This is a genomic window from Amycolatopsis thailandensis (assembly GCF_002234405.1).
Lineage (GTDB): Bacteria > Actinomycetota > Actinomycetes > Mycobacteriales > Pseudonocardiaceae > Amycolatopsis > Amycolatopsis thailandensis.
In genome coordinates this window covers 1-25527 of the sequence record NZ_NMQT01000214.1, presented here as the reverse complement: position 1 = coordinate 25527, position 25527 = coordinate 1, and the positions used below count along the sequence as shown (strand labels likewise).

Below are 25527 nucleotides of genomic sequence, written 5' to 3'. Positions count from 1 at the left end.
AGCACCGGCGGTGCCCAGGAAGGACGTTCGCCCTTCTCGTTCTTCACGCTCGCTTCCTTACCTGACCGGCGCGCCGGCCGGGACACCCTGCCCGGCGCCGCCCTGCGGACGGGCCGAGACCTGCGGCAACGGCACGGTCTGCAGCACCCGCGTGATGATGTGGTCGATGGGCACGCCGTCGGCCAGCGCGTCGTAGGACAGCACGAGCCGGTGGCGCAGCACGTCGGGGACGACGTCGACGACGTCCTGCGGCAGCACATAGTCCCGGCCGCGGACCAGCGCCAGCGCGCGGGACGCGGCGATGATGCCGAGGCTGGCACGCGGCGAGGCGCCGTAGGACACCCAGCCGGCGACGTCGGCGAGGCCGTGGTCGTTCGGCGTACGGGTGGTGAGCACCAGGCGGACGACGTAGTCGACCAGCGCGTGGTGCACGAAGACCTGCGAGGCGACGTTCTGGAGCCGGACCAGCTCGGCGGGGCTCAGCACCTCTTGCGGGGTGGGCGGGGTGACGCCCATCCGGTAGATGATCTCCCGCTCTTCCTCGGCGGTCGGGTACTCGACGACGATCTTGAACAGGAACCGGTCGCGCTGCGCCTCGGGCAGCGGGTACACGCCTTCGTTCTCGATCGGGTTCTGCGTGGCGAGCACGAGGAACGGGTCGGGCATCGGGAAGGTCTGGCCGCCGATCGACACGTGCCGCTCGGCCATCACCTCGAGCATCGCCGACTGCACCTTCGCCGGCGCGCGGTTGATCTCGTCGGCGAGCACGAAGTTCGCCACCACCGGACCGAGTTCGACGTCGAACCGCTCGGCGCCCTGACGGTAGATCCGGGTGCCGAGGATGTCGGCGGGGACGAGGTCCGGGGTGAACTGCACGCGCGAGAACGAACCGCCGACCACCCGGGCGAAGGTCTCGACCGCGAGGGTCTTCGCGACGCCGGGAACACCTTCGAGGAGGAGGTGGCCCCTGGCCAGCAGGCCGACGAGCATCCGCTCGACCAGCCTGTCCTGGCCGACGATGATCCGCTTGACCTCGAACACGGTCCGCTCCAGCAACTGGGCGTCCCGCGCCGGCGTTCCGGGCTGCTGCTGCGCGCCGTCGGCGTAGCCGGGCTCGGTCACTCGTGCCTCCTGTGTTCCCCGCTTGCGTTGTTCCGTCCGGATGTGACCGTAGTGGTCGGCGGCACAGCCGTTCGTGAAGGTAGCCAACCCGATCAGCGGTATGACGGCTGTGAAGGGGCCTACGACCAGCGGTCCAGGTCCTCCGGCGTGTCGATGTCGTCGCTCTCGCCGGGCTCTTCGGGCACCTCGACGATCTCCAGCCCGCCCAGCGTCCGCCGCAACGACGCGTTCTCGACCGCCTCCGGCAAGGCCTCGCGCAGCGCTTCAACCCGCCAGGCACCGAGAAGCCATTGCCGCTCCCCCGGGCCGTCGACCAGCACCGCACCGGACGCGGCGCCGAGCGAACCCACCAGGCGATCCACAGTGGACGACCGGACGCCGGCGAGATCACCGGCCAGCACGACGACGATCTCCGTCGGAACCAGCGCGAGTCCTGCCGCCAGCGCGGCCACCGGACCCGTCCCAGGCTCGGCCTCGCGAGTCCAGACGACGTCATCGAAGCCCGGCCGTACCGGGCCGACGACGATCACCGGATCCGCGTCCGCGAGCGCCGCCAGAGCGCGGGCCAGCAACGGTTTCCCGCCGACGGGGAGCGCGGGTTTGTCCACACCGGACAGACGGCGCGCGGCGCCGCCGGCCAGCACGATCCCCGCGTAGTCCACGCCTAGCCGATCATGCGGGCAGCGTACGGCATGATGCCGCCGTAGCGCACCGGCGCGACCCGGACCCGCAAGCCCGACTGCGGCGCCTCGACCATCTGCCCGTTCCCGAGGTACATCGCGACGTGGTGGATGCCCCGCGCGCTGCCGCCCCAGAAGAGCATGTCGCCGCGGCGCATCTGGGAGAGCGGCACCTTCCGGCCGGCGTTGTACTGGTAGCCGCTGTAGTGCGGGAGCGCCCGCACCCCGGCGAACGCGTAGATCATCAGGCCCGAGCAGTCGAAACCGATCTTGTTGTAGTCGCCGTAGCGGTCCGCGACTCCGCCGTCGCGGATACCGCGCGTCGGACCGGAGGTGTTGCCACCACCCCAGGCATACGGAAGACCCAACTGCGACAACGCCCGCTGGACCGCGGCCTCGACACTCGCCCCGGCGGGCGCCGACTGGACGGGCCTGCTCGACGGACGGCCACCGCCCCCCTGACTGGGGCTGGGCCTCGACGCGGCGAGCGCGGCCTGACGGGCGCGTTCCTCGTCCTCGCGGGCCTTCTGCGCCTTCCAGTCCTCGTAGCGCTGCCGCTGCCCTTGCAGGCCGCTGACCTTCTGCTGCGCTTCGAAGAGCTGCTTCTCGACGTTCGTCTTGTCGGCTTCGAGCTTGTCGTTCTGCGCGGCCTGGGTGTCCTGCGCGTGCTGCGCGGCGCTCTGCGCGTTGTCGGCCTCGTGCTTGGCCGCCTCGGCCGCGCGCTTGCGCTCCTGTGCGATCTCCTGCTTCTTGCGCGCCGTCGCGTCCTTGTTGGACTTCTCGGTCTGCGCGCGCTTCATCGTGTCGAGCGCGTTGAGCCTGCTGCCGCCGACCGCGTCGAGCATCTGGGCGCGGCCGAGAAGCTCTTTGGGGCTGTTGGCGGTGAGATACGCCGACACGGAGCCGATGGTGCTGCCCTGCTGGAAGCTGGCGGCGGCGAACTTGTCCAGATCGGCGCGGGCCTTGTCGATGGTCGCCTGCGCGGCGTCGGATTCGGTGCGCGCGGACTGCGCCTCGCGGTCGGCCTGGGCGGCTTCGTCCTGCGCGGTCTCCGCGTCGACCCTGGCCTTGTTGGCCTCTTCCATCTTCAGCTCGACGTCGTCGTTGAGCTGAGCGAGCTTCGATTCGGCCTGGGCCAGTTGATTCGTGAGCCTGCCGACGTCGCCCGCCTTGGCGTTGGCGTCGGCCTTGCTGGAGTTGATCTCGGAGTCGCTGGGGTTCGGCGGGGGCGGCGGTACCGCGATGGCGGTACCGGTCACCCCGAGCAACAGGGCGATCCCCAGGGCGCCGATGGTCGTGCCACGGCGGGCACCGGCTCCAGACCCGGTTTCACCACGCACGATCCACCCACCTCCTGATCTTGAAACAACGAGCTCACTGTGCCACTGCTGTCACAGCATTACCAGAAGCACCACCAGGAACTTACACACCGTAGGCACCATTTCCCCTCAACGGGGGACGAACAGACGAACGTTTCGTCACTCGAACGGACGCAGGTCGATGAGACCTTCCCTACCCGCGTGTCGGGTTGCCAGCCAAAAAGTACAGGCGTACTGTTTGAGGGGACGAACGAGGTGTGCCATCCCGGGTCCGGACTTACGGTGGGGGTGCGCAACACTCGCTCCGGGCCTGCCCGAACGGCCCGGAGAACCACACCGAACTGACCCGCCACTGGAGTAAGAAGTGACAGCACCTGCCAGCAAGGACAGCTTCGGCGCCAAAGACACGCTGAAGGTCGGCGACGCCTCCTACGAGGTGTTCCGCCTGGACAAGGTCGAGGGCTCCAAGCGCCTTCCCTACAGCCTGAAGATCCTGCTCGAGAACCTGCTGCGGACCGAGGACGGCGCGAACATCACCGCCGACCACATCCGCGCGCTCGGCAACTGGGACGCGAGCGCGGACCCGTCGATCGAGATCCAGTTCACGCCCGCCCGCGTGATCATGCAGGACTTCACCGGCGTGCCCTGCGTCGTCGACCTCGCCACCATGCGCGAGGCCGTCACCGACCTCGGCGGCGACCCGGACAAGGTCAACCCGCTGGCGCCCGCCGAGCTGGTCATCGACCACTCGGTCATCATCGACGTCTTCGGCCGCGCCGACGCCTTCGAGCGCAACGTCGAGATCGAATACGAGCGCAACCGCGAGCGCTACCAGTTCCTGCGCTGGGGCCAGGGCGCCTTCGACGAGTTCAAGGTCGTCCCGCCGGGCACCGGCATCGTGCACCAGGTCAACATCGAGCACCTCGCCCGCACGGTGATGTCCCGCAACGGCCAGGCGTACCCCGACTCCTGCGTCGGCACCGACTCGCACACCACCATGGTCAACGGCCTTGGCGTGCTGGGCTGGGGCGTCGGCGGCATCGAGGCCGAGGCGGCCATGCTGGGCCAGCCGGTCTCCATGCTCATCCCGCGCGTCGTGGGCTTCAAGCTCACCGGCGAGATCCCGACCGGCGTGACCGCCACCGACGTCGTGCTCACCATCACCGAGATGCTGCGCAAGCACGGTGTGGTCAGCAAGTTCGTCGAGTTCTACGGCGAGAGCGTCGGCGCGGTGCCGCTGGCCAACCGCGCCACCATCGGCAACATGAGCCCGGAATTCGGCTCCACCGCGGCGATCTTCCCGATCGACGAGGAGACCGTCCGGTACCTCAAGCTCACCGGCCGCTCCGAGGAGCAGGTCGCGCTCGTCGAGGCGTACGCCAAGGAGCAGGGCCTCTGGCACGACCCGTCGCACGAGCCGGAGTACTCCGAGTACATCGAGCTGGACCTGTCGACGGTCGTCCCGTCGATCGCCGGCCCGAAGCGCCCGCAGGACCGCATCGAGCTCACCGACGCGAAGAACTCGTTCCGCAAGTCGATCCACGACTACGTCGGCGGCGAGCAGGCCCCGCACACCAACGTGGACGAGAGCGTCGAGGAGACCTTCCCGGCCAGCGACCCCGCCGCCCTGTCCTTCAAGGACGAGGACGCGGTCGAGGTCCAGTCGGCGGCGAACGGCCACAGCGGCCGCCCGACCAACCCGGTCAAGGTCAGCACGTCCGACCGCGGCGAGTTCATCCTCGACCACGGCGCCGTCGTGATCGCCTCGATCACCTCCTGCACCAACACTTCCAACCCCTCGGTCATGCTCGGCGCGGCGCTGCTCGCGCGGAACGCGGTCGACAAGGGTCTCGCGGTGAAGCCGTGGGTCAAGACCTCGATGGCGCCGGGTTCGCAGGTCGTCACGGACTACTACACCAAGGCCAACCTCTGGCCGTACCTGGAGAAGCTGGGCTACCACCTGGTCGGCTACGGCTGCACCACCTGCATCGGCAACTCGGGCCCGCTGTCGGACGAGATCTCCGCCGCGATCCAGGAGAACGACCTCACCGCGGTTTCGGTGCTCTCGGGCAACCGGAACTTCGAAGGCCGCATCAACCCCGACGTGAAGATGAACTACCTCGCGTCGCCGCCGCTGGTCATCGCGTACGCGCTCGCCGGCACGATGGACTTCGACTTCGAGAACCAGCCGCTCGGCCAAGACACCGACGGCAACGACGTCTTCCTGAAGGACATCTGGCCGTCGGCCAAGGAGATCCAGGAGACCATCGACTACGCGATCACGCAGGAGATGTTCACCAAGGACTACGCCGACGTCTTCGACGGTGGCGAGCGGTGGAAGTCGCTGCCGACCCCCGAGGGCAAGACCTTCGACTGGGACGCGGAGTCCACCTACGTCCGGAAGCCCCCGTACTTCGAGGGCATGAAGGCGGAGCCGTCGGCGGTCACCGACATCTCCGGCGCGCGCGTGCTGGCGAAGCTGGGCGACTCGGTCACCACCGACCACATCTCCCCCGCCGGCGCGATCAAGCCGGGCACCCCGGCCGCGCAGTACCTGACCGAGCACGGCGTGGAGAAGAAGGACTTCAATTCCTACGGCTCGCGTCGCGGTAACCACGAGGTCATGATCCGCGGCACCTTCGCGAACATCCGGCTGCGCAACCAGCTGCTGGACGACGTGCAGGGCGGCTACACCCGCGACTTCACCCAGGACGACGCCCCGCAGTCGTTCATCTACGACGCGGCGCAGAACTACGCGGCGCAGGACATCCCGCTGGTCGTCCTGGGCGGCAAGGAGTACGGCTCCGGCTCGTCGCGTGACTGGGCGGCCAAGGGCACGCGCCTGCTGGGTGTGCGCGCGGTGATCACCGAGTCGTTCGAGCGCATCCACCGGTCGAACCTGATCGGCATGGGCGTCATCCCGCTGCAGTTCCCGGCGGGCGAGTCGGCCTCGTCGCTCGGCCTCGACGGCACCGAGACGTTCGACATCTCGGGCATCACGAAGCTGAACGACGGCGAGACCCCGCGTACGGTCCACGTCACCGCGACGAAGACCGACGGCACCAAGGTGGAGTTCGACGCGGACGTCCGCATCGACACCCCGGGTGAGGCGGACTACTACCGCAACGGCGGCATCCTGCAGTACGTCCTGCGGAAGATGACCCAGGCGTAAGCACCTCCCGCGTCGGCCCCTTTTCCCGCACTTTGGGGAAAGGGGCCGACGTCGTTTTTCGCTAGCGTGGATTCATGACCCGCGGGCGGATTCAGGTCGAGAACGGCGAACTGGCCTACGAGATCCGGGGCGCGGGCGATCCCGTCGTCCTGCTGCACGGCGGCATGCTCGACTCCCGGATGTGGGACGCCGAGATGACGGCGCTCGAACGCCATCACACCGTCGTCCGATACGACGCGCGCGGGCACGGCGAGTCCTCCACGCCGACTCGGCGCTTCAAGCATTACGAGGACCTCCGCGAGCTGCTGACCGCGCTGGACTTCCCCTGTGCCTCACTGGTCGGGCTGTCGGGCGGCGGCCGGATCGCGGTCGACTTCGCGCTGACCTATCCGGATCTGGTCGAGAACCTCGTCCTCGCGGCCACCGGTCTCAGCGCGATGGTGGCGAAGGATCCCTTTGTCCTTGAGCAGAACAAAAAACTCGAAGAAGCGAGCGCCAGAGGTGATGTCCCCGCCGCCATCGAATGCCTCCTGCGGATGTGGGTGGACGGCCCGCACCGTGCCCCGGAAGCCGTCGACCAGGACGTCCGGCGGCGGTGCCAGGAGATGTACGCGCACACGATCACCCGGCACCGCGGCAGCGGCTTCATGCTGATGGACGAGCTGCGGGCCATCGAACGGATCGGAGAGCTGGCACCGCGCACGTTGACCTTGGTGGGTGATCTGGATTCCTCGGACATCCTCGCCATCGCCGACCGGATCGGAACCGAGGCACACGACGCCCGGAAACTCGTCGTCCCCGGAGTCGCGCACATGATCAATCTGGAGAAGCCCCGCAAGTTTTCGCGGATATTGCTGGACTTCCTGGACTGTTAGGCCCTTTCGCGGCACCGAACTCGCGTGCTCGAACACGGATCTCGCGTGATCAACGGCGGATCTCGCGTGCTTGAAGCCGGATCTCGTGAGTTCCGCCTCCAAGCACGCGAGTTACGTCCCCAAGCACGCGAGTTACGTGTCCGTGCACGCCGAAGGCTAAGCCCTTTCGGGCTCTTCCTGCTCCGAGCACTCGTCCCGGTTCTCCGGGCGCCGGTCGACGACGCGGCCGAGCGGGCGCAGCAGCACGTTGACCCCGACGATCACCCCGGTCCCGGCGAGCGCGACGACGTAAAGTCCTGCTCCCGCAAGGGATCCGACGGCCGCCGAGCACCACAGCGTGGCGGCGGTGTTGAGCCCGCGCACGTTCAGCCCGTCCCGCAGGATCACCCCGGCACCGAGGAAGCCGATCCCGGAGACGATCTGCGCGGCGACCCGCGTCGGATCCGCGTCACCGCTGGTGTTCAGCCCGCCGAAACCGTGGGCGGACAACAGGACGAAGAGGGTGGCGCCGACGGCGACGAGGGCGTTGGTGCGGAGTCCGGCCATCCGGGCGCGGTACTGGCGCTCGATGCCGATGACGGCGCCCAGGCCGACGCCGGTGCCGACCCTGAGCAGCATTTCGAAGGTGTTCATGATTCCGGCTCTTTTCTGGCGTGCGTACACAAGGCCAGACAGGGAAAGGAGACCGGAAAAGGTCAGCGCACCGCGCACACGGGTGAACGGCGACCGCGTCCGGTCGATCCAGAACTGTCTTCCGGCATGTGCCGCTCACCTCGCTTTCGTACTCGATCGATGTTGATCAACCTTCGGGACTGTACCACCGGACGGCCGTCCGGCCACCCCTCTCGTGGACGGGCTCACAGAGACTCGTGACGGCGTCAGTACTCGACCTCTCGCGCTTCTACCGGCTTCTGCGGCATCGGACCCTGCCGGCGCGCACTGGTGGCGTGGGCTCGACGGCGATGTTCCCAATGTCGCATTCGAGACGCTCAGCGACACGAATGCGACATTGGGAACAGGAACCCGCTCACGACCCCGTGCTGTCTGGCGCCCAGTGTTGCGAAAGCCACTTTCGCAACGTTGAAGGTTGCGAAAGTGGCTTTCGCAACGCCCTCCCGCCGGATCACACCCGGCGGAAGGCGATGACCTGCACCAGTCCGACCTGACACCTTTGCCTTTCGGCGCAAATACCCCTCACGAGCAACTCCGCTACCGCGACGCCTCGAACGCGTCTCGGATCGTCTCGCGCAGCCAGCGCTGGGCCGGATCGGCGTCGAATCGCGCGTGCCAGAGCAGACAGACCTCGATCTCCGGGAGATCCGCGGGGATCGGGAACCAGCGGAGGCCGAGTGACCGGCCGTACTGCTCGGCGAGCCGGGAGGGTACGAGTCCGACGTAGTCGCTCGACGAGACCAGGAAAGCGGCGACGGCGGACGTAGGGACGACCGCCGCGACCCGGCGCTGGAGACCGGCCGCTTCGAGCACGTCGTCGAGCGGTCCCCTGCCTCTGCCCCGCCGGGAAGCGGAAACGTGGGGATAGCGGCAGAGCTGAGCCAGCGTCGGATGCCGCTTGCCGCCGAGCGGGCCGTCCGCCCTGACGATCCCGACCACTCGTTCGCGGTACAGCGGCATCGACCGGATGTCGGGTGCCGTGACGTCACCGGCACCGATGTCCAGATCCACTGAGCCGTCCCGCAACGCTTCGGTGCTCTCGCTGCCTTCGGCCACGAAGCGCAGGACCACACCCGGCGCGACGGCGGCGGTCGCCTCGACGGCCGCGGTCGTCAGTGTCGCGGCGACGCCGTCGTTGATGCGGATGGTGAAGGTGCGTTCGAGGTCGCCGATCGCCAGTTCGCGGTCGGCGCTGATCAGCGCGGACGCCTCGTCGAGCAGCGACCGGACACGTGGCGCGGTCCGGAGCGCGAACGGCGTCGGCACCATTCCCCGGCCGGCCCGCACCAGGATCGGGTCTCCCATCGCCCGCCTCAAGCGCCCCAGCGCTCGGCTCGCCGCCGGGATCGACAGGTGCAGTCGCTCGGCGGCCGCCGTCACGCTGCCTTCGCGCAGCAACGCGTCGAAGACCCGCAGAAGGTTCAGGTCCAGCTGATCGGCCATAGTTGCATCCTACGCAAGTCTGTATTGTCAAAGTTGCGTGGCACGAATACATCGCTGGTCAATAGCTTCGTGGACATGCCACTCCGACTTCAACTCCGCGACGACCCCGCGGCCGCGGCAAGCCGCCCGGTCTCGCGAAAAGGCTTGCTGGCCACCATGTGCGCCTGCGTCGTGCTCGTGGTCGGGATGGTCGCCGCGATCAACCTCGCCGTCCCGATGCTGGCCGCGAGCGACCTCCACCCGTCCGCGTCGGCGCTGATCTGGATCGTCGACACCTACGTCGTCTTCTTCGCCTGTCTGGTGATCCCCGGTGGCGCCGCGGGCGATCGCTTCGGCCGCAAGGGCGTCCTGCTCACCGGTCTGGCGCTGTTCGCGGTCGGCGCGCTGCTGTCGACGGTCGCGCCGAACGTTCCCGTCCTGCTGGCGGGCCGGGCGATCACCGGGATCGGGGCCGCCGCCGTCCTGCCCAACACCCTCGCTGTCCTGCTGCACGCCGTGCCCGCCGAACGCAAGGGCGTGACGATCGCGACCTGGGCGTCGATGACCGGGATCGGCGGTGTCGTCGGGAACGTCGGCGGCGGCGCGGTGCTGTCCGGCGGGTCGTGGCGCTGGCTTTTCGCGGCCGCCGTCCCGCTCTGCCTGGTACTCGCCGTTCTCGTCGCCCGCATCGCGCCGGTGTCCGAAAGGCATGACCGCCCGCTCAGCCCGATCGGGGCGACCCTGCTCGTCGGAGCGTCGGTCGCGTTGCTGCTCGGCATCGTCGAAGGGCCCGAAAAGGGTTGGGACAGCCCGATCGTCCTGATCGGGTTCGCCGGCTCGGCCGTGCTCTTCGCCGTGTGGACGTTCGTGGAACTGAAGGCCGAACATCCACTGCTCGATCCTCGGTTGTTCCGGGTGCCCGCGCTGCGCAGCGCCTGTCTCGGCATGACGGCGATCTTCTTCGGGATGTTCGCGCTGTTCTACGTCAACGCGTCCTTCCTGCAATACGGCAAGGGATTCGATGTGCTCCTGACCGGGCTGGGAATCATCCCGCTGACCGTCCCGGTCATCCTCGGCGCGCGGCACGTGGGCAAACTCATCCGGCGCGTCGGCGTCGACGCCACCGTCGCCATCGCTTTCGTCTTCTGCGGCAGCGGTCTCCTCGGACTGTCCACGAACGACGCCTCCACGCCGTATCCGGTCTACGCGGCCTGGCTCGTGGTGACCGGCATCGGTGTCACGCTGGCCCTTCCGACACTGTCCGCCGCGATCTCCGGTTCGCTGCCGCCCGCCCAGGCCGGAGTCGGCGCGGGTCTCCAGGCCACCACCCGCGAGTTCGGCAGCGCGCTCGGCGTCGCGGTCATCGGCACCGTCCTCACCGGACGGTTCGTCGCGGCACTGCCACCCGACCTCCGCGCGGCCCACGATCCGCACACCGTCGCGCAGGCCCTCACCGCGGCACCCGGCCGCGCGCCGGAAGTGATTTCCGCGTTCGTCACCAGTACGAGCACGGCCTTGCGGGTCATCGGCGTGAGTGTGTTCGTCCTCGGGGCGCTCGTCGTCCTGCAATCACGCCTTTCCCGCACCACCAAGTAGAAGGAGTAATTCCCATGCACGTATTCGTCACCGGAGCGACCGGCTGGATCGGCTCGGCCGTCGTGGACGAGCTGCTCGACGCCGGCCACGAGGTCACCGGCCTCGCCCGTTCGGACGCCTCCGCCGCCACGCTGGAACGGAAGGGCGCGCTGGTCCGCCGCGGCGACCTGGACGATCTCGACGGCCTCCGCGCGGGCGCCGCCGAGGCCGAGGCCGTGATCCATCTGGCGAACAAGCACGACTGGGGCAACCCCGCCGAGTCCAACCGGGCCGAGCGCGCCGCCGTCGAAACGTTCGCCGACGCGCTGACCGGGACAGGCCGTGCCTTCGTTCTCGCCGCCGGGCTCTCGACCATGGCCGCCGGGCGCCGCGCCACCGAAACCGACCTCTCCCCCGCGGTCGGCCCCGACTCGCATCGCGGTGGTGCCGAGAACCTGGCCCTCGAGTACGCCGAAAAGGGCATGCGGGTGATCAGCGCCCGTTTCTCGCCCTCGGTCCACGGCGTCGGCGACCACGGGTTCGTCGCCGCGCTCGTCGCGGCCGCCCGCGAGCACGGCGTCTCCGGCTACCTCGGCGACGGCACCGCCGCGTGGTCCGCGGTGCACCGCACCGACGCCGCCCGGCTCGTCCGGCTGGGGTTGGAAGGCGCGCCCACCGGGACGCTGCTCCACGCCGTCGCCGAAGAAGCGGTCACCACCAAGGAGATCGCCGAAGCCATCGGGCGGACGCTCGATGTCCCGGTGGCGTCCGTGGCGCCGGAGAAGGCCGCCGAGCACTTCGGTTTCGTCGGCCGGTTCTTCTCGCTGGACATGTCCGCGTCCAGCGAGCGCACCCGTGAACTGCTCAAGTGGGCCCCCTTCGGACCGACCCTGGTCGAGGACATCGAAGCCGGCGCCTACTCCTGAAAGGAAGGAACACCATGTCCGAAGTGACCGCTTTCATGCTGGTGAAGACCACTCCCGAATGGCTCGGCCTCACCGTCGAGCAGCGCGTGGAGTCCTTCAAGACCGAGGTCCTCCCGGCGATCGAGAGCAAGGTGAAGGGAGTCCGGTCCCGGTTCTTCGACACCGAGTTCTACTCCGCGCGAGTGACCGACGTGTGGGTGTGGGAGGCCGAGGACCACCACTCGTATCAGCTGCTCATCGAAGCGCTGCGCGAGACGCCGTTCTGGGACCGGTACTTCGAGATCGTCGACCTGCTGGTCGGAGTCGAGAACGCGTACGCCACGAACTACGGTCTGGATGCCTTCGCGAGCGTCAACGTCTGAAACCGGCGGGAGCGTCCCGCCGATAGCCGGGGTGGAGACGTCCACCGACATCGTCGAGCACACCGCCTGCGACTTCCCCAAGCAGTGCGGTGGTCCCCTGACACACCACTTGCCGGTAGCCGAGCAGGAGTTCCCGGCAGATCTCCGGGTCGGTTTCACGAAGGCGGCGCAGGAGCCACTTGCCGTGTGAGCGCCATCGGCCTCGCGCGACGAGGACCAGCTCGGCCACGGTGATCAGCAGCCTGTCGGCGATGAAGATCAGCTCGTCGGGATCGTCCGCGCCGGCCAGGTCGTCCAGCTGGCCGGTGAGCCCGTAACGGCGATCTTCCAACTCGGCGAGAGAAAGCGGAGGGGGCCCGGCACGCAACATCGCCCGGGCTTCCTCCCGTGTCCGATGACCGAATTCGTCCCGGTCCAGCAGTACGACGCCTTCACCGCACATGTGCAGCAATGGGGAACGCCTTTCGGCGGTCTCTCGTGCGACGAAGGCGTCGTAGGACTCGGCGGTGTGGCAGAACCACTCCACCGGCAAGCCCTCGTGTTCGGTGGTTTCGCGGAACGGCGCGGGTGGTCCGTCGAGGAACACGACGATGTCGAGATCCGAGAAAGCGGTCCGGCGAGCGGTGTTCGCGCTTCCGCCCAGAATCGCGGCCCTCGCAGTGGGAAAGCAAGCGGAGACCAGGTCGCGGGCGGCACGGACGGGATCCATTCGCCCAGCATGCCGCAGTGAACGGACCCCGGGCCGGGAGCCAGGTACACCGGCGGGTCTTGGCCGGTGCCCTGGTCACCCACCCGGATCACCGGGGCGAGGAGCTCGCCCCGGGTCATCCGGCCCTCCCCGTCCGAGAACTTAGCGCCGGGTGCTCGGGACCGGTCCCGAAACGCCACGAAGGCCACCGTCGAGACGGTGGCCTTCGTGGTTACGTGCCCGGATTTCAGGCGGTGGTTTCGAACGGCTGGACGTTCGGCTGGAACACCTGACCGTTGGCCGGAACCTTCAGGTCGATCAGGTAGTCGGCCGTCACCTTGTCCACCCCGAGCGAGTCACCCAGGATGCAGTGCCCGAAGGCGTCGACCGAGAGCAGCCGGGCGTTGCCCAGCTCGTCGGCCATCCGCTTCGAGAACAGGTACTGGGTCGCCGGGTCGTAGTAGTTGCCGACGACCAGCACCGGGGTGTCGGTCTTGGCCTGCCACGGGCCGCGGTAGACGTCCGGCTTCTTCGCGGGCCACACCGGGCAGCCCGCCACGTCCGAGAACGCCTGGTAGCGGCCGAAGGTGGGCGATTCCTTCTCCCACTTCGCGGCGATCTCGGGCACCTTCTCCTGCTTGATCGTGATCTTCTTGTCCGAGCAGTTCACGGCGAAGTAGGAGTCGTCGCCGGTGTACGGGCTGTCCGGGTCCGCGTCCGCGCGCCCGTTCGCCCCCGACCGCAGCACCTTCAGTTCGACGGCCTGCGCCGTCTGCGTCTGCGCTGTCGGCGGGTGGACGACGTTGTACAGCGCCTGCAGGTCGTCGGCCAGCGGCGGGAACGACGTCGGCGAGTACAGCACCCCGGAGACCGTGCTGGTGAACGCGTTGATGTCGTAGCTGCTGCCGTCCGGCAACTTGATCGGCTGCTGGCGGAGGTGGTCGCGGATCTCGTCGAACTTCGCCCGCGGCGTGCCCGAGCTGAAGGAGCACTTCGGGCCGACCTGCGCGCACTTGCGCAGGAAACCGTCCAGCGCGATCTCGAACCCGCGAGCCCGCTCACGGTCGTACTGCACGCCGTCGCTGGTGCGCAGTGCCGGGTCGACGTTGCCGTCGATGACGATCGCCCGGCTCTGCTTCGGGAACATCGACGTGTACGTCGACCCGATCAGGGTCCCGTACGAGAAGCCGACGAAGGTCAGCTTCTGGTCGCCGACAGCGGCCCGCATCTTGTCGAGGTCGCGCACCACGTCCTTGGTGGACATGTGGTTCAGCAGCGCGCCCGCGTTGTTCTTGCAGAACTGGCCGTAGTCCCGGTACGACGCCAGCGTGCCGGAGATCTCCTGCCGGGAAAGCGGCACGGGGATCTGCGCGGCGAAGACGTCGTTCGCGTCCTCCTGCGTGGTGAAGCATTTGAGCGGGTTGCTGGCCCCGACCCCGCGCGGGTCGAACCCGATCAGGTCGAACCGGTCGAGCACCTGCGGCTGGAAGTAGTTCGCCGCGCCGATCGGCATCCGGAATCCGGAGCCGCCGGGACCGCCCGGGTTGAGGAACAGCGAACCGACCTTCTTGTCGGGTGTCTTCGCCGCCCGCTTCAACATCGCGATGTCGATGGTGCCGAGCGCCGCGTTGTCGTGGTCGATCGGTACGCGATAGCGCGCGCAGCTGTAGGACTTGACCTGGTCGGCGGGAACACCGCGGAGCTGGTCCGCCGTGCAGGCACCCCAGTTCACCGGCGCGGTCACGCCGACCTGGGCGGCCGACGTCCCGGCGTCCGGGGCGGCGACCGCGGTCCCGGAGGCACCGGTCAGCGCGGCACCGGCCACGAGTGCCCCTACCAGTGCGAAACCGCGCACCGGCCTCCTTGTGGATCTCGGCAAAACGACTCCTCCCTCGGCTGGCGACGTGAGGGACCACGTCGCACGATGCGCCGCCGACGTCACGGCGCGTAACACCAAGCGAGCCTCGCACAAGGCGGTAACCCAGTCACCGGCCGAAAGGATGGTACGAACCTATCGAGTGGTTGTCTTTAACTCGAAAATCGGTAACACACGGCGAGCGGCGTCGGCCTCCATGGAGTAACCGGGCCAGAAGTCCAGCAGCAGTTTCCACATCGCTTCGTACTCGTCGCCGAGGAGTTCCCTGGCCCTGACCGGGATTTCCTTGCCCGCCAGCGCGACGACCGCCTCGGGTGCCGAACGCAGGTTGTGTGTCCACGCGGGATCGTTCGGCCTCCCCCAATTGGAGCCGACGAGCACGAAGCCTTCGTCGTGCGGGAAGTACAAAAGGTTGGTACTACGGGGCAGTCCGCTTTTGCGGCCGGTCGTGGTCAGCCTCAGGGAAGGCAGCCCGGCCATCGCGACCAGGCTCACCTTCCCCTTGAACAGCCGGTGGAGTCTCTTGTCCACCCAGATGATCCCGCCCGCGAGCCCCATCAGCCACGGTTTCGTGCCGAGCACGCGAGCGAGCGAGGCGAGAGGGTTAGTCACGGACAGATCTTGCCAGGCTCACCCCGAACCTCGACGCGGAGTCCGTCCACCATTTCTCGACCGCGAACCCGGCCTCGGCCAGCTCCGCGGCGATTCCCTCCCGCCGGAACTTCGCGGAGATCTCGGTGCGCACGTATTCGCCCTCGTCGAACTTCACCCGCAGATCGGCGCCCGGGATGTCGACGGTCAGGGCTTCACGGGCGCGCAGGCGCATTTCGATCCATTCGTTCTCCTCGTCCCAATACGAGACGTGGTCGAAGGCCGCCGGATCGAAGTCGGCGCCGAGTCCGTTGTTGATCACATGGAGCATGTTGCGGTTGAACTCCGCCGTGATCCCGTCCGCGTCGTCATAGGCGCGTTCCAGAGTCTCCCGGTCCTTCACCAGGTCCGTCCCGAGCAGGAGCCACTCCCCTTCGTCGAGCACGTCGCGGACCGAGCGCAGGAAGACGGCGCGGTCGGCGGGGAGGAAGTTGCCGATCGTGCCGCCCAGGAAGACCACCAGGCGCGGCCGGTCGCCCGGCAGCAGGTCGAGATGCTGGGTGAAATCGCCGACCACACCACGGACTTCGAGCGACGGGTAGTCGGCCGTGATGGCTTCCGCGGCTTCGGCGAGCGCCGATTCGGAGACGTCGAGCGGCACGAACTCCTTCAACGTGCCGTGCCTCGTCAGCGCGTCGAGCAGGAGCCGGGTCTTCTCACTGGACCCGGAACCGAGCTCGACCAGGGTGTGCGCGCCGGAGCTCTCCGCTATCTCGCCGCCGCGCGCGGCGAGCACCTCCCGCTCGCTGCGGGTCGGGTAGTACTCGGGAAGAGCGGTGATCTTCTCGAACAGTTCACTGCCGCGCGCGTCGTAGAACCACTTGGGCGACAACCACTTCTGGTCCGCTTCCAGGCCGGCTCGGACATCCGCGCGCAGCTGCTCGGTGATGTCCGACTCGCTGTGGTGTACGTCGAGGTCCACTTCGGTCATCGTGCCTCAGGGCTCCGATCGGCTTCGAGGGGAAGGATTCGCACGCCTTCTCCGGTGACCCGGACGGCGTGGTGGTCGGGAACGGGGATCCAGCCGGGATCGTCGTCGCACGGTTCCGACGCGACGAGCACACCTCCGCCGAGGTCCCGATAGGACAGGGAATGCGTCCAAGCCGTGCCGATGAGGGTCCGGCCGTCGGTCAGCAGGAAGTTGAGCCTCGAACCCGGCGCCGCCTCCTCGACCGCTCCGGTCAGCCACGTGAGGGCCGCGAGCGGGTCTTCGCCCGCTTCGAGCCGCTCACGCAGCAAAGCCCACAACAGCACCGAGTCCGTGGTCGCCTCCAGGGTCAGGAGGCGGGTGATCGGCAGCTTGGCGGCGAGTTCGGCCGTCGAGTCCGGCCAGCCCTTCACCACTCCGTTGTGGCTGAAGAGGAAACCGCCGCCGGTGAACGGGGCGTTCGCCGCCTCGACCACCGGCATCCCCGTCGTGCCGTTGCGGACCGCCGCCATGAAGGCGTGCGACCGCACCGACCCGGCCAGCGCGGGCAGATCCCCGTCCGTCCACAAGGGAGCGGACCGGCGCAGCCTCAGCGGGCCGGAGGCCTCGGCATACCAGCCGAGGCCGTACCCGTCCGCGTTGACCGAACCGCCCCCGCGCATGTCGGCCGGGGCGTAGGACTGCACGAGCAGCGAATGCGGGGCGTGAAAGACAGTCTCGGCGGGTGAACGGGGCTCGCCGAGATACGCGAGATGACGGCACATGCCGCTCAGGCCACCTCGCTCGGCCGCGCGTCCCGGGCACAACGGAACCCGGAGAAGATCTGCCGCCGGATCGGATGATCCCAGTTGCGGAACGTGCCGCGGATGGCCGCCGCGTCCGTGCCGAACGAGCCGCCGCGCAGGATCCGGTAGTCGCCGCCGAAGAACACCTCCGAGTACTCCTTGTAGGGGAACGCGGCGAACCCCGGATACGCCTCGAATCCGCTGCTGGTCCACTCCCAGACATCACCGATCAGCTGATGCACCCCCAGCGGTGAGACGCCCGCCGGATAGGCGCCGACCTCCGCGGGACGCAGATGCCGCTGCCCGAGGTTGGCGTGCTCGGGCGCGGGTTCCTCGTCGCCCCAGGGAAACCGGCGCGAACGGCCGGTCGCCGGGTCGAACCGGGCGGCCTTCTCCCACTCCGCTTCCGTCGGCAACCGCCGACCGGCCCAGGCGGCGTACGCCTCGGCCTCGTGGAAGGACACGTGGACGACGGGTTCCGCGGAAGGCACCTTCTCGTGGACGCCGAACCGTGTCCGCCACCAGCCGTCCTGTTCCCGATTCCAGAAGCGCGGCGCGTGGATGCCGTGCTCGCTGCGATACGCCCAGCCTCGTTCGCTCCACCACTTCGGGTCTTCGTAACCCCCGGAGTCGAGGAACTCGCTGTACGCCCCGCAGGTGACCGGCGTGGTGTCGATGAAGAACGCCTCCACCACGACCTCGTGTGCCGGACGCTCGTTGTCCAGCGCCCACGGTTCGGCGGAGGTGCCCATGGTGAAGGCACCGCCGGGCACGAACACCTCCGCGGGCAACCGCCCGGATCGCGACGGCGGCGGGGCGGGCGCGTGCAGCACCGGATCGCCCTTGCGGAGCTGATGGGTGGCCAGCATCGTCTCGTCGTGCTGCTGCTCGTGCTGGGTGATCATGCCGAAGGCGAAGGCGTCCTCGGTGAGCCGCCTGCCTTGCAGCGGAACCTTTTCCAGGATGTCGAAGGATTTCTCCCGGACCTCCCGGACGTACTTGCGTGCCTCTTCCGGGCCGAGCAACGGCAGCTCCGGACGATCCGCGCGGGCGTGCTGGAACGCGTCGTAGATGTCGTCGATGTCCGGCCGGAGCGCCTCGCGGCCGCCGACGTCGCGGACCAGCCAGAGCTCTTCCTGGCTGCCGATGTGCGCGAGGTCCCAGACCAGCGGCGACATCAGTTTCGAGTGCTGGCGGACCAGCTCTTCGTCGTCGACGGCGGTGAGCGCGTCACTGCGCTCGCGGGCCCTGGTGAGCGCTTCGGCCGCGTGAGCCCGCAGGTCTTGCGGGCTCAGCGCGCGAAGCGGGTTGGTCTCGGTGCTTTCCACGCTCATGACTGGTGGCTCCTCGAACCGCGCACGAGGGACTGCACACCCTCGCTGATCTCGGTGATGGTCTCCGGCGGCAGACCGGTCGTGCCGAGTTCGGCGCAACCCAGGTCCACCACCTCCCTCGCGACAGTGGCGATGGCGCGGTCGGCCAGGCCGAACCGGGCCGCGCACTCCCATCTGCCCAGGACCGGCTCGCACAATTCGAGCACCTTGTCCACTGTGGACGAGCGCGCGAGTAGTGCGGCCAGCAGTGCCACCGGATGCAGCCACCGGGCGGCGGGCTGGGCGTCCAGGTACCGGATCTCCAGATACCCCTGTGGACGGACCGGGGTGAAGAAGGTCGTCAGGTGATAGGCAAGATCGTCCTCGGTCGGCTTGCCGAGTCCGGCGCTCTCGCCCCGTCCGTCGATCCAGTCGGCGAACGTCAGGGAATCGGGCGCGTCCCAGCGGCCGTCGCCACTGGGAAGGACCATCAGCGGGGTGTCCAGGATCCTGCGTGCCCACTCCCCCGCCGGATCCCCGGTCGGTTCCGCCGACCGGGTCCGGACCTTTTCGGTGTCCATCACGGCCAGCCAGCGCGCGGAGGCGTGGCCGGTGTCGCGTCCGGCGTGGATCCGGGAGTTGGCGAAGGTGGCGAGCAACGGCGGGCCGAGCGCGTGGACGGCGGCCCAGCGATCGGCCAGATCGCTCGCCTCACCGGTGTCCACACAGACCTGCAGGCCCGCGGTGCTGCACATCATCGTCGCGCCCCCGTCGCCCATCGGGGCGAAGCGGCGTTCCATGGCGGCGTAGCGCGGTGTGCCCAGTTTGCGGGCGGGAGCGCGATGCCTGTCTATCCCGGTGTCACCCAGGTACAGGCCTCGGGTGGCGAGAAGGGTTTCGAGGTGGGCCAGATCGGCCGAGACGACGGCGTCCAGGTGACGCAGCGTGGTCTGTGGTTGAGCGGAGATCTCCACCTGGCATCCGGGCTCGAGGCTCAGCGGTGAACCTGCCGGAAGGGGGAGGGCGGGGCTGTCGGGGCGCAGTGTCCGCGGGGTGTGCGGGCCGAGCGCGGTGGCGAGATCGTCGGGATCGAGAGGCCGGGCGGGCTCGTCGGCGTAGTGCACGGTGAATTCCAGCTCTACGCCGAGGAGTCTCGGTGGCCCGTGCTTGAAGCACACGGAAGCCACGTACGCCTCGCCCTCGGCGCGGTCCGAGAGGACCTTCGCCGTCGCGTTCGACGCGCTCCCGGACTTCTCGGGGAAATCATGAACAGTAGTCATCTTTCCGCCGTCCAGTCGGTTGTCCGATAACTGAGAAACCTTGACTTCGGACGCTACACGCGGGGTCCGACAAATTCAGGTCTGTTCTTGCCGGGCAGGATCGGCTGACCACCTTTTAGGACCGGGCGAATCAGGGCAAAGCGGGCTCGGTCCCCAGGCCCAGCGCCGCGGCCGCGTCGCGGACCGCCCCGATAACCAGCTGCAAGGCCGGCCGCCGCGACGTGGTCGTCCGGTAGGCGATCGAAACCGTTCGGAGCAATGGTGTGGTCAACGCTACGACGTCGATCCCCGGCGGCCGGAGCCCCAGACCGAGATCCGAAACGAGGGTCACCCCGAGCCCCGCCCGGACCATCGCCATCGCCGTCGACTGCTCCTCGACCTCGTGGTTGATCTTGGGCTCGAATCCGTGGCGGTGACACGCGGTGCGCACCGCGCGGCCGAAGTGGCTCTTCGGGCTGGCGAGGATCCACGGGTGCTCGGCCAGTTCGGGCAAGGACGCGCTGCCCGCGGGAACGGCGCCGGCGGGCACCGCGGCGTGCAGCCGTTCGACCGCGATCACCGCGCGCTCCAGCCCGGCGTCCCACGGCATCGGCGCGTCGGAATAGTCGATCACGAACGAAAGGTCCAGTTCACCGTCCCGGACGGCGTCGGCGGTGTCCTCGGGCGCCAGCTCACGGGTCCGGACCTCGATCCCCGGATGCTCGCCCGCCAGCGCGGCCAGCGCGTGCGGCAGCAGCCCCGAAGCGACCGACGCCCACACCCCCGCCATGAGCCGGACCGAAACGGTCTCCTGTGCCTCCTCCAGTGCCAGCGTCGCCCGCTCCACCGACCCCAGGATCTCCTCGGCGTGCTCGGTGAGCAGCAGCCCCAGTTCGGTCAGCTGCACCCGTCTGCCGAATCGCTCGAACAGCTTCACGCCCACGTCCCGCTCCAGCTGCGCCAACTGCTGCGAAACCGCCGAAGCGGTGTAATGCAGCGAAGCCGCGGCCGCCGTCACGGTGCCGCGCCGGCTCAGCTCGCGGAGCATCCGCAAGCGGTGCAACGAAAGCTCCATGCCCTCAACGTAATCGGGCAGCGTGGCGGTTGCCGGATGACGCGTCGTGCGGCGTTACACCAGTTTTTCTGCACACCATCGTTCAGATTCGGTAAATGGACGCCCGCGCCCGCCCGGGCGCACCCTCGGAAGTGGCACAGGACGACCCCGAATCCCGAAGGAGGTGGCCGCATGGCCGCGAGGAACGCCGAACCGCTGATGAGGCTCATCTGGACCGACCCCGTCACCGGCGCCACCGGCTTTCTCGTAGTGCACAGCCTGGTCTCCGGTATCGCGACCGGCGGAACCCGGATGCGCGCGGGCTGCACGATGGCGGAGGTCGAGGACCTGGCGAGGGGGATGGCGAACAAGACCGCGACCTTCGGCCTGCCGGTCGGCGGGGCCAAGGGCGGTATCGACTTCGATCCGAAGGACGAGCGCGCTTTCGGTGTGCTGGAACGGTTCTGCGCGTTCCTGCGGCCGTGGATCGACAACCACTGGGTGACCGCCGAGGATCTCGGCGTACCGCAGCACCTGATCGACGAGGTGTTCGCGAAGCTGGGGCTCGAACAGTCGTACCACGCCGCCATCCGCCGTTCGGCCGATCCGGCGCGCACCCTTCGGCGGGTGCAGGCCGGGTTGGGCACCCCGGTCCCCGGGGGGCTCCTGCTCGGCGACGTCATCGGCGGCTACGGCGTCGCGCAGGCCTGTCTCGGGGTCGCCGACGCGTGGGAGTGGCAGGCCGGGACGACCACGGTCGCCGTCCAGGGCATCGGCACGATGGGCGGCGGCGCGGCCTGGTACCTGCACGAGGCCGGGATGAAGATCGTCGCGGTGGCCGACGCCGCGGGGACGCTGTACCGGCCCGAGGGCCTGGACGTCCCGGCGCTGCTGGACCTGCGTGACGAGTACGGCGAGATCGACCGGAGCCGGCTCCCCGCCGACGTTCAACTGCTCCCCCGCGACGAGATCGTGGCGACGGACGCCGACATCTTCGTCCCGGCTGCGATCTCCTACGCACTGCGCGCCGGGAACCAGGGCGCGGTCAAGGCGAAGGTCGTCATCGAAGCGGCCAACGCGGCGACCACCCCTGACGCCGAAGCGGGCCTCGCGGCTCGTGGCATCCCGGTGATCCCGGACTTCGTCGCCAACGCGGGTGCGGCGGCATGGGCATGGTGGCTCCTGCTCGGCGAGGTCGGCGCCGATCCCGCCGACTCGTTCCAGCGGCTGCGGACGGAGATGCGGGCGAAGGTGGCGCTGCTGCTGAGTTCGTGGAACCTCGACCGGATCGCGCCGCGTACCACCGGCCTGCGGCTCGCCGAAACCACCCGTTCGGACGCCGCCACCACCCCGGAGTCCGCGCCCGTTCTGGTGATTCCCTGACCGTTTCGAACGTGACGGCGCCCTTCCCTCGGCCATGGTCTTGATGAGGTCGAACGTGTCGTGCCGGGCGGGTGGCACGTCACGAGCGCCACGCTTGGGACGCTCACCGTCTCGAACGTGGCGCTCGTGACGTACTGCCTTGACGTTCGGTACGGCACCTACGAGGCAGGCGGTGCCGAAGCTCGACCCGACGCGCGCCCCAGCAGGATCCGACGTCGCGAAAGCCACTTTCAGGACATCAGACGTCCCGAAAGTGGCTTTCGCGACGCCCCGCGGACGCTCGAGCTGGCTCGCACAGCACCTTTGTCTTCGGCCCAATTAGGTGACCAGCCGCGGGAAGGGGCCTTCACGCGCCCTCGATTGCTTCAGGAGGCGAAGCGGTCTGTAGCGCCGATAAGGACTTCCCGCATCGGCTCGTCCTGGGTGCTGTGGCCGACCTCGTCGATCACGACCAGTTCGCTGCCCGGCCAGGCGTGCGCCAGTTCCCACGGAGTCCCGATGAGGTTGCCCAGGTCGAGACAGCCCTCGGCGAGCACGGCCGGGATGTGCGCCAGCGTCTTGGCCTCCCGCAGGACCACGCCTTCGTCCAAAAAGGACCCCTGGCTCCAGTAGTGCGTGACCAGCCGGGCGAAGGCGAGCCGGAACTTCGGCGTCTCGAAGCTCTTGTACGGCGGGGAAGTCGGGATGATCGCGTCCTCCCAGGCGCACCAGTCGGCCGCCGCCTTCCCGTGCACCGCCGGATCCGGATTCATCAGCAACTTGAGGTAAGCCGCCGCCAGATCGCCGTCGCGGTCCTCCGCCGGAACGCCGTCACGGAATTTCGCCCAAGCCTCGGGGAAGACACCGCCGAGGCCACGGGTGAGCAGGTCGGTCTCGCTCCGGCGCCCGGTGGCCAAGCCCATCAAGACCATCTCCGAGACGCGGTCCGGATGCCGCTCGGCGTAGACCAGCGCGAGCGCCGAGCCCCAGGAGCCACCGAAGAGCAGCCACTTCTCGATGCCCAAATGCTCGCGAAGCCGCTCCATGTCGGCGACCAGGTGGTCGGTGGTGTTCGCCGAGAGGTCCGCCTCGGGCTCCCCCGCGTGCGGCGTGCTCCGGCCGCAGCCGCGCTGGTCGAACAGCACGACGCGGTACTTGGCCGGGTCGAAGTAGCGGCGCAGACCCGCACTGCACCCGGTTCCCGGGCCGCCGTGCAGAGTGACGGCGGGTTTGCCGTCGGGGTTCCCGCAGACCTCCCAGTACACGAGGTGTCCGTCGCCTACGTCGAGCATCCCCTGGTCGTACGGTTCGATTTCCGGATAAAGCCGTGTCACGTTCTCGTCCTCCAGACCCGCCAGAAATACAACAGCACTGTCACAATAGCGGCGGAGGGACCCCAGTGCGCGGGGTTTTGTCGCGCGAAGGTGAGTGGCGATGCGGGTTGGTTGAACGTCCCGATTCCTCCACGCTCGGATCACGCGACCACGAATCGCCACTCACGACCTGGACCTCTCGAAAATCTTGAGACCCGGGTGTCGGATCCGGCATGAGCCGTTCGTGGAGAAGGTGAGCGACCGCCACGAGGGCGCCGCCGTGAACCACAGGGGATGAAATGTCGCACCCGGAACCCGTAGCCCGCCGCATGTACGACCTGATCGAGCCCCTCGGTCTCGTGCCCTATCTCGCCGACGAGTCGGACCAGGCCCTGATCGCGCTCGGCCTGCGCAACCAGTGGGACGCCTACTTCGCCGGCCGCGCCGCGCCGTTCGGCCGGTCGGTGCCCGCCGAGGTGATCCACGCGGTCTTCTACAACTTCGCCCCGGGTGAGGTGGCGCGCCACATCCCGAAGGTCTGGGAGCTGACCACGCCCGAGGCGGCGCTGGCCGCCCGCGAGCGGGGATGTGTCGCGGGGCTACGGCGGATCCTCGGCGATCTCGCCGGCTCCCCCGGTGTCGAACGCGCCGCCGACCTCCTGGTGAAAGCCGCGATCAGCGCCCCCGTGGAGGGACGCGCCCTCTACGCCGCCCTCCGCACGCTCCCGATTCCGCGGGAACCCCTGGCCCGCCTGTGGCACGCCGCCACGCTGCTGCGCGAGCATCGCGGCGACGGCCACATCGTCGCCCTGGTGGCCGAAGGCATCGGCGGCACCGAGGCTCACGTCCTCCACGCCCTGTCCGTCGACATGCCCGCGCACGAGTTCGGCCGGGTCAGCCACCTGCCCGCCGCACAGCTGACCGCGGTCGTCGACGGGATGCGCGACCGCGGCCTCGTCGGGGCCGACGGCCGGCTCACCGCCGGCGGCCGGGCCGCGAAAGAGCGCGTCGAGGCGATGACCGACCGGCTCGCGGAAGCACCGTACGACGTCCTGGACAGCGGCGATCTCGACCGTCTGGTCAGCGACCTCGGGCCGATCTCGGCCGCCGTCCAGGCGGACTTCCCCTGGTGACGGCCTAGCCGCCCAGGGTGCCGGTGATGTGCCGGAGGGCGTCCGCGAGCTCAGGCTGCCCGGCGGGTCCGATGTGGACCACCGCGTCATTGCCTTGCCCGGTCGTGTAGCTCAGATACCGGCCCCAGTCCGTGTCGGCGAAGTGGAGCGGATCCTCGACGGCGACGTGCCTGCCGACTTCGTCCCGCTTGCCGACGTAGAGCTCACCGCTCCCCTGGACCGGCCGTTGCACGAGACTGACGATGTCGGCGATCACCGGCGGCAGCGAATGGGTGTCCGGGCCGCGCCGGGCCGCCTCTTCGAGCTCGTACGCGCGGATCGTGCGCAGCCTGCCGCCGCCCGCGGGAACGGGCGGCAGCTGCTCGATCAGCGTCTCGGGCAACCGCCGCCGGTCGATCTCCTGAAGCCCGACCCAATCGCCGGACGACACCGCCAGCACCGCCTGCAATCCCAGCGAGGCGGCGAGGAGGCCGTACGTCTCACCCCCGGTGTTCACCCAGCCGTAGTACTCGATGGCCGGTTTCGTGAGCACCGGGAGCCAGTCCAGGAAATCGACCGACGCGCGGCCGCTCGAGTCCAGCAGCCCGGCTTGCGCCAGCGCGGCTTCCACTCGCTTGTCCGCCTCCGCACGGGCCGTCCTGGACAGCCAGCGCGGTTCGGGGCGCAGCGTGATGTGCAGGTCGCCGACGCGTTCGCGTTCGGCGAGCACGGCCAAGGCTTCGACCGGGACGTCCACCCGGCCTGTTCTGACGGTCATCCGCTACTCGCCGATGACCGGCGGGCTGGTGCGCTGGTCAGTGCCGAAGATCGCGTCGGGGTCGGCCTCGATCAGGTAGTCGGGACGCTGGTGCTCGTCGTCCTCGTCGCCGTCGGCACGCCTGCCACCGGCTCCCATCGGACCCATCTGACCGCCACCGCGGCCCGCCGCGCCACGGCCACCGGCGAGGTGGTCGGCGCCGCCCATGCCGCCGCCGAGGCCACCCATACCGGAGCCACGGCCACCGCCGAGACCGCCGGAACCGGGTCCGCCGGGACCACCC

General features: G+C 69.0%; 22 protein-coding genes and 1 pseudogene. 7 read left to right on the top strand and 16 right to left on the bottom strand.

Going from position 1 to position 25527, the window contains the following annotated elements; translation table 11 throughout:
* Positions 1-57: 57 nt before the first annotated feature.
* The 3 genes from CFP71_RS41415 to CFP71_RS41405 form a co-directional block, all read right to left on the bottom strand.
* A complete protein-coding gene (locus CFP71_RS41415) occupies positions 58-1122 on the bottom strand; it encodes an AAA family ATPase (RefSeq protein WP_093939339.1) in 1065 nt (354 codons plus the stop codon).
* A 119-nt stretch (positions 1123-1241) separates the two neighbouring features.
* Positions 1242-1784 (bottom strand): molybdenum cofactor guanylyltransferase, encoded by a 543-nt coding sequence (mobA, locus tag CFP71_RS41410; protein WP_093939338.1) that lies wholly within the window; start codon positions 1782-1784, stop codon positions 1242-1244.
* 2 nt (positions 1785-1786) lie between these two features.
* A complete protein-coding gene (locus CFP71_RS41405) occupies positions 1787-3142 on the bottom strand; it encodes an NlpC/P60 family protein (protein WP_093939337.1) in 1356 nt (451 codons plus the stop codon).
* Between the two features lie 343 nt (positions 3143-3485).
* Here CFP71_RS41405 and CFP71_RS41400 point away from each other — a divergent pair, with 343 nt between their 5' ends.
* Both CFP71_RS41400 and CFP71_RS41395 read left to right on the top strand, forming a co-directional pair.
* Entirely contained in the window at positions 3486-6293 is a 2808-nt protein-coding gene (locus CFP71_RS41400; protein ID WP_093939336.1) for an aconitate hydratase, read from the top strand.
* Between the two features lie 74 nt (positions 6294-6367).
* A complete protein-coding gene (locus CFP71_RS41395) occupies positions 6368-7168 on the top strand; it encodes an alpha/beta fold hydrolase (RefSeq protein WP_093939335.1) in 801 nt (266 codons plus the stop codon).
* Positions 7169-7324: 156 nt separating this feature from the next.
* Here CFP71_RS41395 and CFP71_RS41390 read toward each other — a convergent pair whose 3' ends face one another.
* Together CFP71_RS41390 and CFP71_RS41385 are read right to left on the bottom strand one after the other, a co-directional pair.
* Positions 7325-7801 carry an MgtC/SapB family protein gene (locus tag CFP71_RS41390; protein WP_093939334.1) on the bottom strand — a complete coding sequence of 159 codons (477 nt, stop codon included), beginning with the start codon at positions 7799-7801 and terminating at the stop codon, positions 7325-7327.
* Between the two features lie 576 nt (positions 7802-8377).
* Positions 8378-9283: a LysR family transcriptional regulator gene (locus CFP71_RS41385; protein ID WP_093939333.1), complete on the bottom strand. Its 906-nt coding sequence runs from the start codon at positions 9281-9283 to the stop codon at positions 8378-8380.
* 156 nt (positions 9284-9439) lie between these two features.
* Between CFP71_RS41385 and CFP71_RS41380 the strand changes: the two genes are divergently transcribed.
* Genes CFP71_RS41380 through CFP71_RS41370 form a run of 3 tightly spaced genes read left to right on the top strand, consistent with a single transcriptional unit; the run spans position 9440 to position 12125 of the window.
* A complete protein-coding gene (locus CFP71_RS41380; RefSeq protein WP_208636155.1) occupies positions 9440-10858 on the top strand; it encodes an MFS transporter in 1419 nt (472 codons plus the stop codon).
* A 14-nt stretch (positions 10859-10872) separates the two neighbouring features.
* On the top strand, positions 10873-11763 hold the full coding sequence (locus tag CFP71_RS41375) for an SDR family oxidoreductase (protein ID WP_093939332.1): 891 nt from the start codon (positions 10873-10875) through the stop codon (positions 11761-11763).
* Between the two features lie 14 nt (positions 11764-11777).
* A complete protein-coding gene (locus tag CFP71_RS41370; protein WP_093939331.1) occupies positions 11778-12125 on the top strand; it encodes a darcynin family protein in 348 nt (115 codons plus the stop codon).
* On the opposite strand, the gene CFP71_RS41365 is transcribed toward CFP71_RS41370, so the two are convergent.
* The 8 genes from CFP71_RS41365 to CFP71_RS41330 all read right to left on the bottom strand — a co-directional run bounded on the left by CFP71_RS41365 (position 12115) and on the right by CFP71_RS41330 (position 20700).
* Positions 12115-12834: a nucleotidyltransferase domain-containing protein gene (locus CFP71_RS41365; protein ID WP_093939330.1), complete on the bottom strand. Its 720-nt coding sequence runs from the start codon at positions 12832-12834 to the stop codon at positions 12115-12117. The genes CFP71_RS41370 and CFP71_RS41365 overlap by 11 nt on opposite strands.
* Positions 12835-13060: 226 nt before the next feature.
* On the bottom strand, positions 13061-14668 hold the full coding sequence (locus CFP71_RS41360; RefSeq protein ID WP_093939329.1) for an alpha/beta hydrolase: 1608 nt from the start codon (positions 14666-14668) through the stop codon (positions 13061-13063).
* Positions 14669-14824: 156 nt separating this feature from the next.
* Entirely contained in the window at positions 14825-15247 is a 423-nt protein-coding gene (locus CFP71_RS41355; protein ID WP_093939345.1) for a nitroreductase family deazaflavin-dependent oxidoreductase, read from the bottom strand.
* Between the two features lie 46 nt (positions 15248-15293).
* Complete coding sequence (gene egtD / locus CFP71_RS41350; RefSeq protein WP_093939328.1) at positions 15294-16271, bottom strand: L-histidine N(alpha)-methyltransferase; 978 nt, start codon at positions 16269-16271, stop codon at positions 15294-15296.
* Positions 16268-17032, bottom strand: a complete 765-nt coding sequence (egtC, locus tag CFP71_RS41345) for an ergothioneine biosynthesis protein EgtC (RefSeq protein WP_093939327.1) — start codon at positions 17030-17032, stop codon at positions 16268-16270. The genes egtD and egtC overlap by 4 nt, the downstream gene beginning before the upstream one ends.
* A 5-nt stretch (positions 17033-17037) precedes the next feature.
* Positions 17038-18387: an ergothioneine biosynthesis protein EgtB gene (gene egtB, locus CFP71_RS41340; RefSeq protein WP_093939326.1), complete on the bottom strand. Its 1350-nt coding sequence runs from the start codon at positions 18385-18387 to the stop codon at positions 17038-17040.
* Positions 18384-19646, bottom strand: coding sequence for a glutamate-cysteine ligase family protein (locus CFP71_RS41335; RefSeq protein WP_093939325.1), 1263 nt, complete (start codon positions 19644-19646; stop codon positions 18384-18386). Before CFP71_RS41335 ends, egtB begins: the two co-directional genes overlap by 4 nt.
* A 130-nt stretch (positions 19647-19776) precedes the next feature.
* Positions 19777-20700 carry a LysR family transcriptional regulator gene (locus tag CFP71_RS41330; protein WP_093939324.1) on the bottom strand — a complete coding sequence of 308 codons (924 nt, stop codon included), beginning with the start codon at positions 20698-20700 and terminating at the stop codon, positions 19777-19779.
* Positions 20701-20871: 171 nt separating this feature from the next.
* Here CFP71_RS41330 and CFP71_RS41325 point away from each other — a divergent pair, with 171 nt between their 5' ends.
* The gene (locus tag CFP71_RS41325) at positions 20872-22062 is read left to right on the top strand and encodes a Glu/Leu/Phe/Val dehydrogenase dimerization domain-containing protein (RefSeq protein WP_093939323.1); all 1191 of its coding nucleotides are present in this window, start codon (positions 20872-20874) and stop codon (positions 22060-22062) included.
* Between the two features lie 365 nt (positions 22063-22427).
* On the opposite strand, the gene pip is transcribed toward CFP71_RS41325, so the two are convergent.
* Positions 22428-23333 carry a prolyl aminopeptidase gene (pip, locus tag CFP71_RS41320; RefSeq protein WP_425266651.1) on the bottom strand — a complete coding sequence of 302 codons (906 nt, stop codon included), beginning with the start codon at positions 23331-23333 and terminating at the stop codon, positions 22428-22430.
* Positions 23334-23653: 320 nt separating this feature from the next.
* Here pip and CFP71_RS41315 point away from each other — a divergent pair, with 320 nt between their 5' ends.
* Positions 23654-24487 carry an SCO6745 family protein gene (locus CFP71_RS41315; protein WP_093939321.1) on the top strand — a complete coding sequence of 278 codons (834 nt, stop codon included), beginning with the start codon at positions 23654-23656 and terminating at the stop codon, positions 24485-24487.
* A 4-nt stretch (positions 24488-24491) separates the two neighbouring features.
* Here CFP71_RS41315 and CFP71_RS41310 read toward each other — a convergent pair whose 3' ends face one another.
* Positions 24492-25223, bottom strand: a complete 732-nt coding sequence (locus CFP71_RS41310) for an ESX secretion-associated protein EspG (RefSeq protein ID WP_093939320.1) — start codon at positions 25221-25223, stop codon at positions 24492-24494.
* 24 nt (positions 25224-25247) lie between these two features.
* Positions 25248-25527: pseudogene (locus tag CFP71_RS41305) on the bottom strand (hypothetical protein); the annotation flags it as partial.

Excerpts from the sequence above, each read along its gene's own strand:
- CFP71_RS41395 (WP_093939335.1), top strand. The coding sequence starts at position 6,368 with ATGACCCGCGGGCGGATTCAGGTCGAGAACGGCGAACTGGCCTACGAG.
- CFP71_RS41390 (WP_093939334.1), bottom strand. The coding sequence starts at position 7,801 with ATGAACACCTTCGAAATGCTGCTCAGGGTCGGCACCGGCGTCGGCCTG.
- CFP71_RS41385 (WP_093939333.1), bottom strand. The coding sequence starts at position 9,283 with ATGGCCGATCAGCTGGACCTGAACCTTCTGCGGGTCTTCGACGCGTTG.
- CFP71_RS41380 (WP_208636155.1), top strand. The coding sequence starts at position 9,440 with ATGTGCGCCTGCGTCGTGCTCGTGGTCGGGATGGTCGCCGCGATCAAC.
- CFP71_RS41375 (WP_093939332.1), top strand. The coding sequence starts at position 10,873 with ATGCACGTATTCGTCACCGGAGCGACCGGCTGGATCGGCTCGGCCGTC.
- CFP71_RS41370 (WP_093939331.1), top strand. The coding sequence starts at position 11,778 with ATGTCCGAAGTGACCGCTTTCATGCTGGTGAAGACCACTCCCGAATGG.
- CFP71_RS41365 (WP_093939330.1), bottom strand. The coding sequence starts at position 12,834 with ATGGATCCCGTCCGTGCCGCCCGCGACCTGGTCTCCGCTTGCTTTCCC.
- CFP71_RS41355 (WP_093939345.1), bottom strand. The coding sequence starts at position 15,247 with ATGGGGCTCGCGGGCGGGATCATCTGGGTGGACAAGAGACTCCACCGG.
- egtD (WP_093939328.1), bottom strand. The coding sequence starts at position 16,271 with ATGACCGAAGTGGACCTCGACGTACACCACAGCGAGTCGGACATCACC.
- egtC (WP_093939327.1), bottom strand. The coding sequence starts at position 17,032 with ATGTGCCGTCATCTCGCGTATCTCGGCGAGCCCCGTTCACCCGCCGAG.
- egtB (WP_093939326.1), bottom strand. The coding sequence starts at position 18,387 with ATGAGCGTGGAAAGCACCGAGACCAACCCGCTTCGCGCGCTGAGCCCG.
- CFP71_RS41335 (WP_093939325.1), bottom strand. The coding sequence starts at position 19,646 with ATGACTACTGTTCATGATTTCCCCGAGAAGTCCGGGAGCGCGTCGAAC.
- CFP71_RS41330 (WP_093939324.1), bottom strand. The coding sequence starts at position 20,700 with ATGGAGCTTTCGTTGCACCGCTTGCGGATGCTCCGCGAGCTGAGCCGG.
- CFP71_RS41325 (WP_093939323.1), top strand. The coding sequence starts at position 20,872 with ATGGCCGCGAGGAACGCCGAACCGCTGATGAGGCTCATCTGGACCGAC.
- pip (WP_425266651.1), bottom strand. The coding sequence starts at position 23,333 with ATGCTCGACGTAGGCGACGGACACCTCGTGTACTGGGAGGTCTGCGGG.
- CFP71_RS41315 (WP_093939321.1), top strand. The coding sequence starts at position 23,654 with ATGTCGCACCCGGAACCCGTAGCCCGCCGCATGTACGACCTGATCGAG.